12 protein-coding genes are annotated in these 16,719 nt (G+C 65.5%); 8 read left to right on the top strand and 4 right to left on the bottom strand.

Going from position 1 to position 16,719, the window contains the following annotated elements; translation table 11 throughout:
* Positions 1-91: 91 nt before the first annotated feature.
* Both CQ050_RS09755 and CQ050_RS09750 read right to left on the bottom strand, forming a co-directional pair.
* Positions 92-1,558, bottom strand: coding sequence for an NAD-dependent succinate-semialdehyde dehydrogenase (locus tag CQ050_RS09755; protein ID WP_105556599.1), 1,467 nt, complete (start codon positions 1,556-1,558; stop codon positions 92-94).
* Between the two features lie 127 nt (positions 1,559-1,685).
* Positions 1,686-2,948 carry a 4-aminobutyrate--2-oxoglutarate transaminase gene (locus CQ050_RS09750; protein ID WP_105556598.1) on the bottom strand — a complete coding sequence of 421 codons (1,263 nt, stop codon included), beginning with the start codon at positions 2,946-2,948 and terminating at the stop codon, positions 1,686-1,688.
* 96 nt (positions 2,949-3,044) lie between these two features.
* On the opposite strand from CQ050_RS09750, the gene CQ050_RS09745 reads away from it, so the two are divergent.
* A complete protein-coding gene (locus CQ050_RS09745; protein ID WP_369868264.1) occupies positions 3,045-4,538 on the top strand; it encodes a PLP-dependent aminotransferase family protein in 1,494 nt (497 codons plus the stop codon).
* A 4-nt stretch (positions 4,539-4,542) separates the two neighbouring features.
* Here the strand turns inward: CQ050_RS09745 and CQ050_RS09740 are convergent, their stop codons facing one another.
* A complete protein-coding gene (locus CQ050_RS09740; RefSeq protein WP_105556597.1) occupies positions 4,543-5,439 on the bottom strand; it encodes a DUF72 domain-containing protein in 897 nt (298 codons plus the stop codon).
* Positions 5,440-5,571: 132 nt separating this feature from the next.
* On the opposite strand from CQ050_RS09740, the gene CQ050_RS09735 reads away from it, so the two are divergent.
* From CQ050_RS09735 to CQ050_RS09705, 7 genes are all read left to right on the top strand, one after another.
* On the top strand, positions 5,572-7,674 hold the full coding sequence (locus tag CQ050_RS09735; RefSeq protein ID WP_105556596.1) for an ATP-dependent helicase: 2,103 nt from the start codon (positions 5,572-5,574) through the stop codon (positions 7,672-7,674).
* A gap of 65 nt (positions 7,675-7,739) precedes the next feature.
* Positions 7,740-8,768, top strand: a complete 1,029-nt coding sequence (locus tag CQ050_RS09730; RefSeq protein WP_105556595.1) for a magnesium and cobalt transport protein CorA — start codon at positions 7,740-7,742, stop codon at positions 8,766-8,768.
* Between the two features lie 104 nt (positions 8,769-8,872).
* Positions 8,873-9,541 (top strand): thermonuclease family protein, encoded by a 669-nt coding sequence (locus CQ050_RS09725; protein WP_233213913.1) that lies wholly within the window; start codon positions 8,873-8,875, stop codon positions 9,539-9,541.
* A 117-nt stretch (positions 9,542-9,658) separates the two neighbouring features.
* A complete protein-coding gene (locus tag CQ050_RS09720) occupies positions 9,659-11,893 on the top strand; it encodes an ABC transporter substrate-binding protein (protein WP_105556593.1) in 2,235 nt (744 codons plus the stop codon).
* A complete protein-coding gene (locus CQ050_RS09715; RefSeq protein WP_105556592.1) occupies positions 11,890-12,867 on the top strand; it encodes an ABC transporter permease in 978 nt (325 codons plus the stop codon). Before CQ050_RS09720 ends, CQ050_RS09715 begins: the two co-directional genes overlap by 4 nt.
* A 5-nt stretch (positions 12,868-12,872) precedes the next feature.
* Positions 12,873-14,381, top strand: a complete 1,509-nt coding sequence (locus CQ050_RS09710; RefSeq protein WP_105556591.1) for an ABC transporter permease — start codon at positions 12,873-12,875, stop codon at positions 14,379-14,381.
* Positions 14,378-16,087, top strand: a complete 1,710-nt coding sequence (locus CQ050_RS09705; RefSeq protein WP_105556590.1) for an ABC transporter ATP-binding protein — start codon at positions 14,378-14,380, stop codon at positions 16,085-16,087. Before CQ050_RS09710 ends, CQ050_RS09705 begins: the two co-directional genes overlap by 4 nt.
* Positions 16,088-16,154: 67 nt before the next feature.
* On the opposite strand, the gene CQ050_RS09700 is transcribed toward CQ050_RS09705, so the two are convergent.
* A complete protein-coding gene (locus CQ050_RS09700; RefSeq protein ID WP_105556589.1) occupies positions 16,155-16,703 on the bottom strand; it encodes a MarR family winged helix-turn-helix transcriptional regulator in 549 nt (182 codons plus the stop codon).
* Positions 16,704-16,719 lie beyond the last annotated feature (16 nt).

Below are 16,719 nucleotides of genomic sequence, written 5' to 3'. Positions count from 1 at the left end.
GCGCCGCCGCCGGGCCGCCCCCAAGGCGGCGCAGCCCCCTCGGGGGGCAGCAAGCGCGCACAGCGCGCGCCGCGTGGGGGCCCGTTCCCTTTTAGCCGAGGTCGACGCACAGATACTTGATCTCGAGGTATTCCTCGATACCGTACTTGGAACCTTCACGGCCCAGGCCGGATTGCTTCACACCGCCGAACGGACCCACTTCGTTCGAGATCAAGCCGGTGTTGATGCCGACGATGCCGTATTCCAGCGATTCCGACACACGCCAGATGCGGGCGTAGTCGCGGGTGAAGAAATAGGCGGCCAGGCCGAAGATGGTGTCGTTAGCCATCCCGATGACTTCTTCTTCCGTTTCAAAGCGGAACAGCGGGGCCACCGGGCCGAAGGTCTCTTCGGTCGCGAAGCGCATCGATTGCGTCACGTCGCGCACCACGGTCGGTTCGAAGAACGTGCCACCCAGCGCATGCGGCTTGCCGCCGGCGATCACGCGGGCGCCGTGCGACGTGGCGTCCGCAATGTGCTCCTGCACCTTCTCGACGGCGCTGGCGTCGATCAACGGACCTTGCGTCACGCCGTCGGCGAAGCCGTCGCCCACCTTCATGGCGTTGACCTTGGCCACCAAACGCTTGGCGATTTCCTCGTACACGCCGGCTTGCACATAGATGCGGTTGGCGCACACGCAGGTCTGGCCGGCGTTGCGGTACTTCGACGCCAGGATGCCGTCCACGGCGCGGTCCAGGTCGGCGTCGTCGAACACGATGAAGGGCGCATTGCCGCCCAGTTCCAGCGACAGCTTCTTGATGGTGGGCGCGCATTGTTCCATCAGCGTGCGGCCGACTTCAGTGGATCCGGTGAAGCTCAGCTTGCGCACCACTTCGCTTTCGCACAGGGCCGCGCCGATGTCGCGCGAGCTGCCCGTGATGACGTGGAACACGCCAGCCGGCACGCCGGCTTCCTCGGCCAGCACGGCCAGCGCCAGTGCGGTCAGCGGCGTTTGCTGGGCGGGCTTTACCACCATGGTGCAGCCGGCGGCCAGGGCCGGGCCGACCTTGCGGGTGATCATGGCGGCCGGGAAATTCCACGGCGTGATGGCGGCGGTGACGCCGATGGGTTGCTTCAGTGCCAGCAGGCGCTGGCCGGCTTTCGGGCTTTGCAGCACGTCGCCGTCGATGCGCTTGGCTTCTTCGGCGAACCACTCCAGGAACGAGGCGGCGTAGGCGATTTCGCCGGCAGCCTCAGTGACGGGCTTGCCTTGTTCCGACGTCATGATGGCAGCCAGGTCTTGCTGGTTCTGCATCATCAGTTGCGCCCATTTCAGCAGGATCGCGGCGCGCTCCTTGCCGGTCTTGGCGCTCCAGGCGGGCAGCGCGGCCTGCGCGCTGGCGATGGCTTGTTCCGTTTCCTTGCGGCCCAGCTTGGGCACGGACACGATGGTCTTGCCGGTGGAGGGATTGTCCACCGGGATCGATGCGCCGCTGCCGGCGCCTACCCACTTGCCGTCGATGTAGCAGGCGTCGCGCAACAGTTCAGGACGCGACAGGGGATGGGTCAATGCGGTCATTATCGAAGTCTCCGTGAATGAAATGCGAAAAAGGGCAGGAAACGGCTGCGGGCGTGGCGGTAATCCGCAGCACGCCCGCAATTGCCATGCCTGCCCGATCGAAGATCGGGCTTTCAGGCCCTGAACATCAAGCGGCCAGCGCCTCGGACAGAATGACCAGCGCGCGGTCGAACTGCGCGTCGGGGATGGTCAGCGGATACAGGAAGCGAAGCACGTTGCCGTACACGCCGCAGCTCAGCAGGATAAGCCCTTGTTCCAGCGCGCGGGCTTGCACGCGCTTGACGGCTTCGGCGTCCGGCTTGCCGCTGGCGTCGTTCAATTCCACCGCCACCATGGAGCCCAGGCCGCGCACGTCGGCGATGGCGGGCACCTTGGCGCGCAGGCCTTCCAGGTGGGCGCGCAGCTTGTCGCCCAGCACCGTGGCGCGTTCGCACAGCTTTTCTTCGGCGATCACATCCAGGACGGCATGCGCGGCGGCGACCGCCAGCGGGTTGCCGGCGTAGGTGCCGCCCAGACCGCCCGCGGCCGGGCCATCCATGACGTCGGCGCGGCCGACCACGCCCGAGATCGGGAAGCCGCCGCCCAGGCTCTTGGCCATCGTGATCAGGTCGGCCTGTACCGCGTGGTGTTCCATCGCGAACAGCTTGCCGGTGCGGCCGAAGCCGGTCTGCACTTCGTCGGCGATCAGCAAGATGCCGTGTTCGTCGCAGACCTTGCGCAGCGCGCTCATCAGTTCGGGCGGGGTGATGTTGAAGCCGCCTTCGCCTTGCACCGGTTCAATGATGATCGCTGCCACGCGCTTCGGGTCGATGTCGCACTTGAACAGCAGGTCCAGCGCCTTGAGCGAATCCGCGACGGTGATGGACTGCGTGCCGTTGGGGAACGGCACGTGGTAGATGTCGCCCGGCATGGGGCCAAACGACAGCTTGTAGGGAGCAACCTTGCCGGTCAGCGCCATGCCCAGCATCGTGCGGCCATGGAACGAACCCGAAAAGGCGATGACGCCCGAACGGCCGGTGGCCGAGCGTGCGATCTTGACGGCGTTTTCAACGGCTTCGACGCCGGTCGTGAAGAAGGCGGTCTTCTTCAGGCCGTCGATGGGAGCCAGGCGGTTGATGCGCTCGGCCAGCGAGATATAGCCTTCGTACGGCACGATCTGATAGGCCGTGTGCGTGAAATTGTCCAGCTGGGCGGACACGGCAGCCTTGACCTTGGGGTGCAGGTGGCCGGTGTTCAGCACGGCGATGCCGCCCGCGAAATCGATGTATTCCTTGCCGTTGGCGTCCCACAGCGTCGCGTTTTCGGCGCGCACCGCGTAGAAGTCGCACATGACGCCAACGCCACGCGGCGTGGCCAAGGAACGGCGGGTATTCAGGTCCTGATTCTTCATCTCTGCCTCGGGGAACGTGGTGGGCGGGAAAAACCTTATTTAATGCTACGATGGCCCCATTTGTGGGAACCACTTTAATAAAACAGGTAGAACCAATTGCGGTCCATTGTAGGTGACTTGCTGCTGCTGCGCTTGGCCGACGGATCCACCGAGCCCATGAACAAGCGGCTGTATCGCGGCATCCGTGAAGCGATCCTCGACGGGGCCATCGCGGCGGACTCGCGCCTGCCCGCGTCACGCGACCTGGCCGCCGAGCTGGGCATCGCCCGCAATACCGTCGTTCACGTCTACAGCCAACTGCTGGCCGAGGGCTATACGCGCAGCCGCCAGGGCAACGGTACGTTCGTCAACGCGTCGGTGCCGGATTCCTACCTGGCCAGCGGCCGCCGCCTGCGCCAGCCGCTGGCGTCGCAGCCCGGTCCGGCGCTGTCGCCGCGCGGCGCGGCCATCGTCGACGGCGTATCGGCCTCGCCCTATCAGTGGGGCGCCTTCATGCCTGGCGTGCCCGACCTGACGGAATTCCCGCACAAGAAGTTCGGCCGCATCGTAAGCAACCTGTGGCGCAACCCGTCTCCTGATCTGCTGACTTATGCCTACGGCGGCGGCTTGCCGGCGCTGCGCGAGGCGCTGGCCCAGCATCTGGCGCTGACACGCTCCATCGATTGCGATCCCGAACAGATCATCATCACGGAAGGGTCCCATCAGGCCATCGACCTGACGACCCGCATCCTGGGCGAAGCCGGCGAAACCGCCTGGGTGGAAGACCCGGGTTATTGGGGGGCGCGCACCATCCTGCAAGTCAACGGCCTGCGCACGGTGCACCTGCCGGTGGACGAAGAGGGCATGCGGCTGCCGGATGCCGTGGACACGCCGCCGCGTTTCATCTTCGTCACGCCCTCGCATCAGTATCCGCTCGGTCCCGTCATGTCGCTGACCCGACGCCGCCAGCTGTTGGCGGTTGCGCGCCAATGCGGCAGCTGGATCATCGAAGACGACTACGACAGCGAATTCCGTTTTTCGGGCCGTCCCATCGCGTCGCTGCTGGGCCTGGAGCCGGATGCGCCCGTCATCTACATGGGCACTTTCAGCAAGACCTTGTACCCGGGCCTGCGCGTGGGTTACCTGGTGCTGCCCAAGCCGCTCACCGCGGCGTTCCAGGCGGCGCACGCGGAGCTATACCGCGAGGGCCACCTGATGACCCACGCGGCGCTGGCGACGTTCATCGCCGAAGGCCATTACGCGGCCCACATCCGACGGATGCGCATGCTGTACGGCCGGCGCCGCGCGATGCTGGTCAACCTGATCGAACGTCGGCTGGGGCCGGAATGGCTGCACCGCGACGCCAGCATGGCGGGCCTGCATCTGGTGCTGACCCTGCCGACGGATATGGACGATCTGCGCGTGGTGGACGTGGCGCGCGGCAAAGGCGTGCTGACGCGCGCGCTGTCGCGTTACTACGTCAATGCGCAAGCCCGGCGGCCGGGGCTGTTGCTGGGCTATGCCTGTGTGCCCGAACACGACATCGCGCGCAAGTTCGAAGTGCTCCTGGAAAGCCTGGCGGAAGTGGCTCGTAAGCCTGCGGCGGCCTGATTCCTCAGAACGGCAGCAGCGCGGATGCGAAGGCGGCGGCGTTGCGCATGCCCTGGTCTTCGAAGTTGGTGTTGAACACGGCGTGGGCCTGTGCGCTTTGCGTGGCCAGGCGCGAAAACCGTTCGGCCAGCTCGGCCAGTTCCTGTTCCGTGTATTCATATTGGAAACGCCCCGACGAGGCCGTGCCGGACACGTTCCATGCACCGGCATTGCGGCCGTGCAGGCGTAGCAGCGTCAGGTCGGGGTGGGTGCTTTCCCAGACGGCGGGCACGGTGTTGTCAAAGCCCTGGGGGGCGTCCACCACGGTGTGCACCACGCCCAGGTCGCGTTCGAACGCCAGCGTGTCCGCGGTGGCGGCGGGGCTCTCGAACCAGCTGTGGTGCCGGAACTCCACCGAGATCAGGTGTTCTTCCATGCGCCGCGCGCAATCGGCCACGCGCGCCCGGCCACGCGCATCGCGGCGGACCCAGGACGGAAACTGGAAATGCACCGCGCCCAGTTTGCCCGGCATCCGCAGCGGCTCCAACGCCAGTTGGTACCGCCGCCAGAGCTCGTCGCGCAGATCGTCGGGCATCTGGTCGTGATAGATGACCGGGTCCGGCCAGCCCGCCAGTTCGCGGCCGATATCCGCAGGCAACGCGGCAAGCGGCGTCTGGTGGCCCGTGAACAGCCGGAAGGCCTTGATGTTGAAGACAAAATCGTCGGGGGTGCGCTGCGCCCACAGGTAGGCGTTTTCCGCCGATGGCAGGGCGTAGTAGCTGGAATCCACTTCGGCCATGGGAAAGCGCGATGCGTAGAACCGCAGCCGGGCTTCGGCGCTGCGCATCCCGGGCGGGTAGAAGCGCCCGCAGGCCAACAAGGTGGGATCGGTCCAGGAGGCGGTGCCGGTCAGGATGCGCATGGGGCAAAGGGTCTGGTGGGTACGGGGGGCGGCGGCAGACGGCCACGCTGCTATGATAGCTGGATATATAGCCAGTCATTTGGCCCGCCATCGTGCTCCCTGCGGCGCGCCATGCGGCCCTTCCCACGCGTCATGCCCGATCAGAATCCCGCCCCATCCCATAGCCGCCCCGACCCCCTGGCCGACCTGAATCCCGCCCAGCGCGAAGCCGCCGAATTCGGCATCGGCGGCGCGTCGGGCGGTGGCGGTCCTTTATTGGTCATCGCCGGGGCCGGGTCGGGAAAAACCAATACGCTGGCCCACCGGGTGGCGCACCTGATCCTCAACGGCGCCGACCCGCAGCGCATGCTGTTGCTGACCTTTTCGCGCCGCGCGGCTCAGGAAATGGACCGCCGCGTGGGGGCCGTGCTGCAGCGGGTCATGAACCTGCGCGGTTCGCAGCAAGCGCCGTCATTGCCGTGGGCCGGCACGTTTCACGCCATCGGCGCGCGGCTGCTGCGCGATTGCGCGCTGCGCATCGGGTTGTCAGAAGCCTTCACCATCCATGATCGCGGCGACGCCGAAGACCTCATGGGCATGGTCCGGCACGAGCAGGGTCTGTCTTCCACCAAGTCGCGCTTTCCGCTGAAGGGCACCTGCCTGGCCATCTACTCGCGCGTGGTCAATAGCCAGACGCCCGTGGCCGACGTGCTGAAGACCTCCTTCCCCTGGTGCGCCCAATGGGAAGACGAATTGAAGAACCTGTTCCGCGGCTATGTGGCCGCCAAACAGGATCAGCAGGTGCTGGATTACGACGACCTGCTGCTGTATTGGGCCGAAATGATGTCCGACCCCGGCATCGCCGCCGACGTGGGCGCGCGTTTCGATCATGTGCTGGTCGACGAATACCAGGACACCAACCGGCTGCAGTCGGCCATCCTGCTGGCCATGAAACCCGACGGCCGCGGGCTGACGGTGGTGGGCGACGATGCCCAGTCCATCTATTCTTTCCGCGCCGCCACGGTACGCAACATCCTGGACTTCCCTGGCCAGTTTCCCCAGCCCGCGCGCGTCATCACGCTGGACCGCAACTACCGCTCGACCCAGCCCATCCTGAACGCGTCCAACGCGGTGATCGGCCTGGCGACGGAACGATTCGCCAAAGACCTCTGGACCGACCGCGCCTCGTCGCAACTGCCCGAACTGGTGACGGTCAGCGATGAAGCCGGGCAGGCGCGCTGGGTGGCCGACCAGGTGCTGGCCCAGCGCGAAGGCGGCGCCACGCTGAAGTCGCAGGCGGCGCTGTTCCGCACGGCCAGCCATAGCGCCGCGCTTGAACTGGAACTGACCCGCCGCAATATCCCCTTCGTGAAGTTCGGCGGCTTGCGCTTTCTGGAAGCCGCGCACGTGAAGGACCTGCTGTCGCTGCTGCGTTGGGCCGAAAACCCGCGGGGCCGCATGGCGGGTTTCCGCGTGGCGCAATTGATGCCTGGCATCGGGCCGGCCACGGCGGGCAAGTTGATGGACGCCATGTCCGCATCCGCCGAACCGCTGCGCGCGTTGCGCGAATTCAAGCCCGGGGCCGCGGCGCAGGAAGAGTGGGGCGCGTTTGCCGATACCTATGCGGCGTTGTGCGATCCCGGCCTGCGCTGGCCGGCCGATGTCGACCTGGCGCTGCGCTGGTACGCCGGGCAACTGGAACGCCTGTACGACGACGCGCGGGTGCGTAAAACCGATCTGGACCAGTTGGTGCGGCTGGCGGCGGGCTATCCGTCGCGCGAGCGCTTCCTGACGGAACTGACGCTGGACCCGCCCGATGCCACCAGCGATGAATCTGGCGCTCCATCGCGCGACGAAGACTACATGATCCTGTCCACCATCCATTCCGCCAAGGGCCAGGAATGGAAGGCCGTCTATGTGCTGAACGTCGTCGACGGTTGCATCCCGTCCGACATGAGCACGGGCACGGCCGAAGAGATCGAAGAAGAGCGCCGGCTGCTATATGTGGCCATGACCCGTGCCAAGGAACGCCTGCAGCTGATCGTGCCACAGCGGTTCTACGTGCACCAGCAGACGGGCATGGGCGACCGCCATGTCTATGGTTCGCGCACCCGCTACATCACCAATGCGATGCTGCCCCTGTTCGACCACCTGCCCAAGGCGCCCGCGCTGCCCGGCCTGCCCGACGCTGCGCCCAAGGAACCGCAGGCGCCCAGCATCGACGTGACCAAGCGGGTGCGAAGCCTGTTCTCCTAGGCTGGGCTATCATCGGCCGATGCCCATAAGTTGTCCGGTCGGGATCGCATTGCCAGAGGTAGTCCATGTCTGCTGAACCCAGTTTCGTCGACGCCCATAAGGGCGAGGTGGTTGCGTCAATAGCCTATGTGAATGGGCGGCGCGATCGTGAAGTGCCCATCGACGAGGTGGGGCAGTACATCAGCCGATACAACAGCCAGCCCCAGGGCCAGCCGCCCGGCATGCTGTGGATCGGCCTGCGCAATCCCACGCCGGAATTGCTGGCGCGCATCACCGGGGAACTTGGCGCCTGCGACAAGAACCAGGAAGAGATGCTGGAACCGCATCGCCGCCCGAAGATCATCGACTACGGCAACATGGTCCTCATCGTGACCATCACGGTCGAAGTCGAAGCCGAACGCCCCATCTTTGGCGAAACCCAGCTCTTGATCGGCGACGGCTTCCTGGTCACGGTGCGCCGTGGCGCCACGGCGGCCCATAGCCCCTTGCGGGAACGGTTGGAGGCCGCGCCCGACCTGCTCAAGCGCGGCAGCGACTACGTGGCGTCCGAGGTGCTGGACTGGCTGGTCGACCGCTACGTGGCCGCTGCGGGAAAGATCGAAAGCGTGGTCGAAGGGGCCGAGCAGAAACTGCTGATCCGAGGCGCCAAAGATTCCGATATCCGCAGGCTGTATCGCCAGCGGCGCGACCTGCTGCGCATCCACACCGTGGTGTCGCCGTTGGCCGAGATATGCCGCCGTCTGGCCCGGGTCGAGATGTCGGCCGTGGACGAACATGCGCGTCCTTATTTTGGCGAAGTCGCCGACCGCGTGCTGCGTGTGGACGAACTGTTCAACGCCTTGCGCGAGTCGCTGGCCTTCGCGTTTGAAGCCAGCCTGATGATCGGCCAGGCCGCGCAGAATGACACCACCCGCAAACTGGCCTCCTGGGCCGCCATCCTGGCCGTGCCCACCGCCATCGCCGGCATCTACGGCATGAACTTCGAATTCATGCCCGAACTGAAGTCGCCCTGGGGCTATCCGGTCACCCTGGGCGTCATCGTGTCGATCTGTTCCGTCTTGTATTGGCGCTTTCGCAGATCGGGTTGGCTGTAAGGCGATAAGGCGATCGCGCCGGGCGGTCGTTTTCCGCACGGCAGGCGGCCGGAGCCGCCCCGGGTATGGCACACTTCCTGCGTTTCCAATCCGGAGCCTGGCCAGTGCGTGGCAAACCTTCCTTTCGCGGCGGCAGCAAGCTGACCGCCCTGATCGTCGCTGTGATCCTCGCGGCGGCGGGCGCCATCGTCAACTGGCTGCAACCGTCCGGGCGTGACGTGGCTCGGCCGCCCGCGTCCGGCGCATCGACCCCGGCGCAGACCCGCACGCCGCCCGGCCCTGCGCTGGCGGGCGGGGTGCCCCAAGGCAGCTACACGCTGACCGGCACCGTCGTCAACGTGGCCGATGGCGATACCGTCACGTTGCGCGCTCCGGACGGCCAGCGGCGCATCCGCATGGATAGCATCGACGCGCCGGAAGAGGGCCATGGCGCCGACCAGCCGGGGCAGCCCTATGCCGAGGCATCGCGCAAGAACCTGGCCAGCCTGGTGGCAGGCAAAACCCTGACGGCCCAGTGCTACGAGAGCGACCAGTACGGCCGCGACGTGTGCGCCCTGATCCTGGAAGACGGCCGTTCGGCCAACCGCGTGCAAGTGGAATCCGGCTATGCCTGGGCCTACACGGCCAGAAAAGGCGACTACCTGCGCGACAAGGCCATGCCCGACCTGCAACGCCAGGCCAAGGCCGCCGGGCGCGGCCTGTGGGTGCAGCAGGGCGCCATGCAACCCTGGAAATGGCGCTACGACTGCTGGCGCCAGCGCCAGTGCGGCTGAGTCGGGCGGCGATCCGTCGGGCGGCGAACCGTCGGGCGCCGCTAGGGGGATGCCTGGGTATTGGCTCCGTCCCGCGTTTGCTATCCTCTGTCGCAACGATTTGAAGGGAAGGTTTCCATGCGTGCATTCAAGCGGCTCTGGGCGACGGCCACGCTGCTGTTGCTGGCAGTGGCGGGCTGCTCGCAAGAAAGCCCCATCAACAGCCCATATCCATCCGGCGCGGAAGGCCAGAACACGTTCTACTCCGCATTCACGCAGCGTTCGCCGAAGTATCTGGACCCGGCCAGCTCTTATTCCGTCGACGAAACGCCTTATACCTATAACATCTATGAGACGTTGTACGGCTATCACTACTTGAAGCGTCCCTACGAGCTGGTGCCGCGCTCGGCCGAATCCATCGCGCCGCCGGTCTACCTTGACGCCCAGGGCAATACGCTGCCCGCCGATGCGCCCGGCGAACAGATCGCTGAAAGCGTCTATGACATCAAGATCCGTCCAGGCGTGCGTTTTCAGCCGCACCCGGCCTTTGCCCGCAAGACCGACGGCAGCTACGACTATTTCCCGCTGGCCGACGGCGAACTCGACGACAAGTTCTATATTCCCGATTTTCCGCGCACCGGCACGCGCGAACTTACCGCCGACGATTACGTTTACGCGTTCCGTCGGCTGGCCAGCCCGCGCGTGGTGTCTCCCGTCTATTCGGTGATGGCGGACCACATCCAGGGCATGAAGGACTACGGCGATCGCCTGCGCCAGCGCGACCGCGACATGCGGCGCGACCTGCCCGGTGGCAGCACGCCACCCTGGCTGGACTTGCGTGAAGCCGACGGCTTCACAGGTGTCCAGGCGCTTGACCCACACACGCTGCGCATCCGCGTCAACGGCAAGTATCCCCAGTTCAAGTATTGGCTGGCCATGACGTTCACGGCGCCCATCCCCTGGGAGGCCGACCGTTTCTACAATCAGCCGGGCATGGCCTCGCACGACCTGTCGCTAAACACCTGGCCGGTAGGCACCGGCCCCTACATGCTGGCTGAATCGCTGCCAAACCGCCGCCACGTGCTGGTGCGTAATCCCAATTTCCATGGCGAACCCTATCCTTGCGACGGCGAGGCGGGGGACAAGGCGGCCGGCTTGCTGGCTGACTGCGGCAAGCCCACGCCCTTCATCGACCGGGTCGTGTTCAGCCTGGAAAAGGAAGCCATCCCGCTGATTGGCAAGTTCATGCAAGGCTATTACGACGCCCCGCAGATCGAGCGCGGCGAGTACGGCGTGGCGATGCTGGTCGCGGCCGGAGACAGCCAGGACAAGGCCAGGCAGTACCGCGAGCGCGGCATCCGGCTGCCCACCACCGTCGAAACCGCCAACTGGTACATGGGCTTCAACTGGATGGACCCGGTGGTGGGCAAGGGCGATACGCCCGAGCAGGCGGAGAAGAACCGCAAATTGCGCCAAGCCATCAGCATCGTGTTCGACTGGGAAGAATACGTGGCGGTGTTCGAGAACAGCCAGGCATCCGTGGCGCAAGGGCCGGTGCCGCCGGGCGTGCTGGGTTACCGCGAACTGCCCGAAGGCGTGAACCCCGTCGTGTATGACCTGATTGAGGGCAAGCCCGTGCGCAAGTCCGTCGACGTCGCTCGCCGCCTGCTGGCCGAAGCCGGCTACCCCGATGGCCGGAACGCCAAGACCGGGGCGCCGCTGGTGCTGTACTACGACGCGATGCAGGGCGGCGGGTCGAATCCGCAGTTCGACTGGATGCGCCGCCAGATGAGCAAGATCGGCGTGCAACTGGACCTGCGCTCGACCGATTACAACCGCTTCCAGGACAAGATGACGCGTGGCGCGGCGCAGATATTCCTGTGGGGGTGGAACGCCGACTATCCCGACGCCGAGAATTTCCTGTTCCTGCTGTACGGCCCCAATGCCAAGGCCAAAGGCGGCGGCGAAAACGCGGCCAACTACGACAGCCCCGAATTCAACAAACTGTTCGAGCAGATGAAATTCCTGGATGACGGCCCGGAAAAAGAAAAGCTGATCGCCAGGATGGTCGACATCGTGCAGCGTGACGCGCCCTGGATGTTCGGCTTCTTCCCGATGTCGGGCGGCGCCTACCAGCAATGGGTCGGCAACGCCAAGCCCACGCAGATGGTCCGCAATACGCTTCAATACCTGAAGCTCGATCCCGCCTTGCGGCAGCAGAAGATCGACGAATGGAACTTCCCCCGCTGGTGGCCCATCGGTTTGTTCGTACTGCTGCTGGCGTTGGCGATCTGGCCGTCCTACGTCGCGCTCAAGCGCCGCGAACGCCAGACGGCCTTCGGACCGGGCGTACGCAAGGAGCATCAATCATGATCGGCTACGTGATCCGCCGGCTGCTGTATGGCGTGCTGATTCTGATCGGCGTGAACCTCTTCACCTTCATCCTGTTCTTCGCGGTCAACACGCCCGACGACATGGCGCGCCTGGCCATCGGCGGGCAGCGCGCCAGCCAGGACGCGGTGGAAAAATGGAAGGTCGAGCGCGGCTACGACAAGCCGCTGTTCTTCAACGCCCGGGCGCAAGGAGCGGCCCAACTGACCGACACCGTCTTCTACCAGCGTTCCGTGCCCTTGCTGGTGATGGAGTTTGGCGCGTCCGACAGCGGCCGCGATATCGGCCGCGAGATCAAGACCCGGATGGGGCCCAGCCTGGCGCTGGCAGTGCCCACCTTCATTCTGGGACTTTTCGTCAGCATCGTCTTCTCGTTGACGCTGGTGTATTTCCGGGCGACACGGCTGGATTTCTGGGGCGTGGTGGCGTGCGTGCTGCTGCTGTCGATTTCCAGCCTGTTCTACATCATCGCGGGTCAATGGGTCTTCGCCAAGCTCATGCGGCTGGTGCCGTTCTCGGGCTTCGCGGGGGGGCTCGACGTCGTCAAGTTCCTGGCGCTGCCGGTGCTGGTCGCGATCGTCTCCCGCCTGGGGCCCGAAGCGCGCTTCTACCGCACCTTGTTCCTGGAAGAAATCGGCAAGGACTACGTGCGCACCGCACGCGCCAAGGGGCTGGCAGAACGCGTGGTGCTGTTCCGGCACGTGCTGCGCAACGCCATGCTGCCCATCCTGACCAGCACGGTCGCCGCCTTGCCGCTGCTGTTCATGGGCAGCCTGATCGCGGAATCGTTCTTCGGCATTCCGGGCCTGGGCAGCTACACCATCGACGCCATCAACGCACAGGACTTTTCCGTCGTGCGCGCCATGGTGTTCCTGGGCGCCGCGCTCTACATCGTGGGGTTGATCCTGGCCGATATTTCCTACACGCTGGCTGATCCCCGCGTCCGTTTCGAGTAGCCGCCATGCCAAAGATCGTCTTCTTGTGGACCGATGTCGCGCTGTGGCTGATGGCGCTTAGCGCGCTGGCCTACGTATGGCGCGTGCGCCGCAGTCCGAACTTGCGCGCGACCTGGGGGCGCGTGGCCCGCGATACGCCGGCCATGTGTTCGGCCGTGGTGCTGGTCGCGTTCACCCTGGTGGGCCTGCTGGACTCCGTGCATTACCGTCCGTTGCTTCCGCCCGTGCCGGGCGCTGCCGCTGGCGCGCCGCCGGTCTACGCGCCCGTCGTCAAATCGGCATTGGATGGCCTGCTGTCGGACACGGTGCTGACCCGCCCCGAGAAGAATTATTCGCAGCCGCTGGCGGCGAACCTGTTCCTCAAGGAAACCATGGTGGTGGACGGCAAGCCGGTGCGCGACTACCCGCGCTTGCGCGGCGCCGCCACGCATCTGGCCGACGTCGAAAAAGAACACACGGGCGATGTCCTCAGGCGTCTGGCGATCGGCCTGGCCGCCGGACTCGGCGTGGCGCTGCTGGCGGCGGCCATTTTGTACGCGTGCCTGGCGCGGCATGCCGGATCGGCATCCGAGGCGGCCAGCCAATTGCTGGGCGGCCAATCGGATATCCCCTGGCGTGCGATGACGGTCACGTTCACGTTGCTGTGTCTGGCGGCCGGCGCGCTGGCCGGGCTGTCCAGCGGTTATCACGCGCTGGGTACCGACCGCATCGGTAACGACGTGCTGTGGCAAGCGCTGAAAAGCATCCGCACCGCGTTGGTGATCGGCAGCCTGACCACCATTGCCATGCTGCCGCCCGCCATCATTTTCGGCATCGCGGCGGGTTACTTCAAGGGCAAGGTCGACGATGCGATCCAATACCTGTACACCACCATCACCTCGATTCCCGGCGTGTTGCTGGTAGCGGCCTGCGCGCTGATGATGCAGGTCTACATCGATAACCATTCCGATCTGTTCGACACGTCGGTGGCGCGCGCGGATCTACGACTGTTCCTGCTTTGCATGATCCTCGGCCTGACCGGCTGGGCCGGTTTGTGCCGGCTGTTGCGCGCGGAAACGCTCAAGCTGCGCGAACTGGAATACGTGCAGGCGGCGCGCGCGTTCGGCGTATCGCACTGGCGCATCATGACGCGCCACCTGCTGCCCAACGTGGCGCATCTGGTGCTGATCACCGTGGTGCTGGAATTTTCGGGTCTGGTGCTCTATGAAGCCGTGCTGTCCTACCTGGGCATCGGTGTGGATCCCAGCATGAATTCCTTTGGCTCCATGATCAATGGCGCCCGGCTGGAAATGTCGCGCGATCCCATGATCTGGTGGAGCCTGATGACCGCTTTCATTTTCATGCTGGCGCTGGTGCTGGCGGCCAACCTGTTCGCCGATGCCGTGCGCGACGCTTTCGATCCGCGCACGCGTCGCTACAAGCCCAGCCGTCTGGCGCGCCTGGGCGGTTTTCTGGGCCGCCGTCCGGCGCTGGCCGCCGGCCCGCGTCCGTCCAAATCGGGAGAAGCGCCATGAGCCGCGACACGCCTTTGCTCGACGTGCACGGTCTTGACGTGGACATCGCCGGCGAAAGCGGCATGACGCACGCGGTCAAGCGCCTGCAGCTGGCCATCTCCCAACGGCAGACCTTTGCGCTGGTTGGTGAATCCGGATGCGGCAAGAGCATGACGGCGCTGGCGTTGCTGCGCCTGTTGCCCGACGCCGGCCGTATCGTCGGCGGGCAGATCGCGCTGGACGGCGAAGACCTCAACCGCCTGCCGGAAAGCGCCATGCGCGGCGTGCGTGGCGGGCGGATCGGCATCATTTTCCAGGAACCGTCCACCAGTCTGAATCCGGTCATGCGGGTGGGCGACCAGATCATCGAAACGTTGACGGCGCACACGCCCTTGCGCGGTGCTGCCGCCCGCGCCCGCGCGGTGGATTGGCTGCGGCGGGTGGGCATTCCCGAACCCGAGCGGCGGGTGGACGACTACCCGTTCCAATTCTCGGGCGGGCAGAAGCAGCGCGTCATGATCGCCATCGCGTTGGCCGCCGAGCCGCTGCTGCTGATCGCGGACGAACCCACCACCGCGCTTGACGTCACGGTGCAGGCGCAAGTCCTGGATCTGCTGGCGGACATCCAGCGCGAGATGGGCATGGCCGTGCTGCTCATCACGCACGATCTTGCGGTGGTGAAGAACGTGGCGCATCACGTGGCGCTCATGCGCGGCGGAGAAATCGTTGAAAGCGCCAGCGCCGACGCGTTCTTTCACGCACCCAAGCATCCCTATGCCCGTCAATTGTTCGAGGCCATTCCCACATTCGAAAAGCGCGGCATTCCGTTGACCGCACAGCGCCGGCAAGCGATCGCGCGCGAAGCCGGCGCCCGGGCAGGCCCGCGCGCGGCGCGCCAGGCCGGCGAGGTCGTGCTGGACGTTCAAGACCTGAAAGTGCATTACCCCGTCCGCAAAGGCCCGTTGCGCCGGATCGTGTCCTGGGTCAAGGCCGTCGACGGCGTGACCTTCTCTCTGCGCGCGGGCGAAACGCTGGCGCTGCTGGGCGAATCCGGTTGCGGCAAAACGACGACAGGCAAGGCGTTGCTGCGCCTGATCGAGGGCGCGCGAATTTCCGGCCGGGCGATGTTGCAGGGCAAGGATGCGCTGTCGGCCGACCGCCGCATGTTACGCAACTTGCGTCAGGACATTCAGATCGTGTTCCAGGATCCCTACGCGTCGCTGGATCCTCGCATGCGGGTGGGCGACATCCTGGACGAAGGCCTGGCCTCTTTGCGCCGTGGCATGGGCAAGGAAGCGCGTGCGGCGCACGCGGCGCAACTGATCGAGCGGGTGGGCCTGCCTGTCGACACGCTGACGCGCTATCCGCACGAATTTTCCGGCGGCCAACGCCAGCGCATTGCGATTGCCCGGGCGTTGGCGGTTGAACCCAAAGTGCTGATCTGCGACGAACCCACGTCGGCGCTCGACGTTTCCGTCCAGGCTCAGATTCTGGACCTGCTGCGCGAGCTTCAGGACGAACTTGGCATCGCCTACCTGTTCATTACGCACAATTTCGGCGTGGTCGAATACCTGGCAGACCGGATCGCCGTCATGGATGGCGGACGCATCATCGAACTGGGGCAGGCCGACGCCGTGCTGCATGCGCCGCGCCAGGACCTCACGCGCCGGTTGCTGGCAGCAGTTCCCCGCTTGCAGTTCGGCACGTTGCCTGACCAGGCACCATGAAAAACACGCCCTGATCCGGGTGGATCAGGGCGTGCGGGGCAGTCTGCGTACCGCGCGAGGCTCGGGGTCAGTGATCCTCGTGATGCGCGCTGCGCGTTTCCAGCCAAACCAGCGTGTCGTGTCTCAAGGTGCGGACGCATTGCGCCAGGAAGGCATGTACCGTTTCCAGTTCGGTGGTGTCGTAGCGGCGCGCCATCAGCATCACCGCGTCGGCGATCCACTGCCGTTCCTGGGATAGATGCTGGCATTGTTCCTCGACCGGCCGGATCACGATCATCCGGCGATCCAGCGGGTGGCGGCCGCGCTGCACATAGCCTGCCGCCTCCAGCCGGTTGATCAAGGCGGTCGCGCCGCCGGAGCTGATGCCCATCAACTGGGCAAGCTGCCCGGTGGGCAGGGCATCGAACTCCATCACCAGTTCCAGCGCCTTCAGATCCGCCAGGGGGATACCCAGCTTTTCCGCCAACGCCGACTGGCAGGCGGCGTTGTACACCGAAAACTGCCGACCCAGCATCAGGGCGATATCGTCAAGCATTCCCGGGCGCAGGTCACTCGTGCGAGATTCAGGCATCACGGTCACATGCTCATGGTGAACGATGGTTTCTTGTTGCAGCATGATGTCGCTCCCTTGC

It is taken from the genome of Achromobacter sp. MYb9, assembly GCF_002975275.1.
GTDB lineage: Bacteria > Pseudomonadota > Gammaproteobacteria > Burkholderiales > Burkholderiaceae_B > Achromobacter.
This window is presented reverse-complemented; position numbering and strand designations above follow the sequence as displayed.